This is a genomic window from Borrelia sp. A-FGy1, assembly GCF_014084025.1.
GTDB lineage: Bacteria > Spirochaetota > Spirochaetia > Borreliales > Borreliaceae > Borrelia.
Genome location: NZ_CP043705.1, coordinates 1 through 2,517, shown reverse-complemented (window position 1 = coordinate 2,517; position 2,517 = coordinate 1). Strand labels below are relative to the sequence as shown.

The 2,517-nt window shown below is 23.8% G+C and carries 1 protein-coding gene; it reads left to right on the top strand.

Translation table 11 applies throughout. The features are described 5' to 3' along the window. The first annotated feature begins 1,102 nt into the window (after positions 1 to 1,102). Complete coding sequence (locus F0310_RS05530; RefSeq protein ID WP_182117970.1) at positions 1,103 to 1,714, top strand: isochorismatase family protein; 612 nt, start codon at positions 1,103 to 1,105, stop codon at positions 1,712 to 1,714. Positions 1,715 to 2,517 lie beyond the last annotated feature (803 nt).

The following is a 2,517-nucleotide window of genomic DNA, read 5'->3' as shown; positions in this document are numbered from 1 at the left end:
GTGTAACACTTTGCATGATAGAGATATAAATGCAAGTCTAAACCTTAAGGCTTATTATTATAAAGAAATAAAAACTAGGTCAGGAACTGCCTGAAGTAAAGCTTGCAGACCATGCTCTAGTGGATGACCGCTCTTTAAAGAGCCTAAAAGCTATCTTGGATAGATACAAGAATCTATTTCTATATTCTTTCTTTATTAGAAATAGCAGTTCACTAAAAACATTTCTGTTCATTTTAATTTAATTACTAGTAGTAGTTCTAAGTTCATTAACAACAAAAATCATCTCAACAAAGAAAATGGGAATCATATAAAATGATAAAGAAAGAAATTTAGAAAACTATATAAAAATATATTAAAGGATCTAAATAAATAACTAAAACAAGTTAAAATTTGCTAAAAATAAATTTTTTAAAAATAAATAATCTAAATCAATTAGATAGAAACACAAACGGAGTAGCTTTTAAAATTACAGTAAATTTAATCTCATTATCCACAACAGTTCTTTTAAAAGAACTTCAGAAAAAAGATATATCGTAAATTTGCAGGCCAGGAATAAAAACAAAAAATAATAAAGGCTAAAGGAAAATCTATTTCAAAGGATATTATCATTAACAAAAACATAAAATTATTTATAGTATTCACAATAAGAATTGCATAACAATGCTCTATAGCATCCTTTATATTACAAAATTAACATAAATAATAATAAATCAACTCAATTTCTATCTATATTGAAACTACTATATTTTTAAAAATAAAATACTTAAAAAAAGTCAATCTCTTTCTCATTTTTGTTAAACTCTAAAAAAATATTTTAATGTAAAGTTGATAGATCCTATAAGAATAATTTATGAATAGAATTGTCATCTATTAAAATGATAGCAATAATCTCTTTTTAAATAAAAATATTTGGAAATAGAATTCCTATAGTGATTTAAAAATATCTATTTAACAACTTCTTTATTGCAGTAAGCTTACATCTTTTCTTGCTAATTCAAAAATGTTAATACCTGTTTTCACAGGTAGAAATAATACTATCAAGCAATTAATAATTTTTAAATAAATATTGATTGCCTAATATAATTAACTTATAATTTCCTTCATGAGAGATAAATTATCTAATCTTGTTCTACAAAAGGCAACACTAATTTTAGTAGATATTCAAAACGATTTCTTGGAATCGGGTACTCTTCCTGTTCCTGGTGGCAATCAAATTATTCCATTAATCAATAATATTCAAACGTGCTTTAATAATATTGTTGCTACAAAAGATTGGCATTGCGAAAATCACATAAGCTTTACTAATAGTATTAATAATAAAGGGTGGCCTAGACATTGTGTTCAGGGTACATGGGGGGCAGAATTTCCAAAAGATTTAAATGTTAAAAAAATAAAAGCTGTTTTTTTAAAGGGACAAAATAAAAATTACGATAGTTACAGTGGATTTTACAATGATTTTGACAAGAAAGAATCAACAGGTCTTTCTTATTATCTTAAATCAAATTCAATTAATACAGTATTTATAGCAGGGCTAGCATTAGATTTTTGTGTAAAGGAAACAATTATTGACGCTTATAAATTAGGATTTCAATCTTATTTGATAACAGATGCTACAAGAAGTATCTCACTTTCCCCTGATATAGTAATACAAGATCTTAAAAGGTTTGACATATTAACATGTTTATCAAAAAATATTTTTGATATTCAAGCCTAAGTAATTTAAAAAACAAAATCTTAAATATATAAGAATTTTTACTAGAAAAATTAATTTCTGATATGCTATATCAGAATATTAAAAATAGGCATATACTAATCAGTATATTAATTATAAGCTTAATAAAAGGGAAAAAAGATTAATTTAATCAGATTACTTTCCTGTTCTATTTTAGAATTTTTAAAATTATTGTTTTTTATTTTTAAAAAAGTTTGTTTATGAAGCTAGATATTAAATTAATCTGCAATCTTCCCATTTTATACTAATATTCCATAATATTTTTAGGAATTAAATTGAAAAAACAGATAGGATGCGATAAAAAATAGAATTACTTTAAGTTAAAACAGTATTTAATAATACTGTCTATGATAAACCAAATACAATTAAGTTTTTAAAATATATAATATACTATAATAGGGTATTATATGTTTTAGAAAGTATTGGATATATTTTGATGATAACTCATTGGACAAACTTTAACTTTCTATTGAAGTTAATAACAATTTATTTCCCCCCCAATAGGATTGACATATCTTGAATATCTGTGTGTTAGAGATAAAAATATGAGCTAAATTTACAACGATTAACTAAAGAACTCAAATTAAGATAACGATTCTACTAGTTTGAATCAACAAGTTAGTATTAAAGAAGTTAAGGACACACAATAGTAGGGTTATAACATATAAAAAAATCCTAAATTAGTTATTACTATAAAAAGACATATAGCGAGGCAGAAAACAAGTAATTATAATTTATCAAAAAATAAACAAAGAATACTCCACCTATAATTTCTATGAAATTTA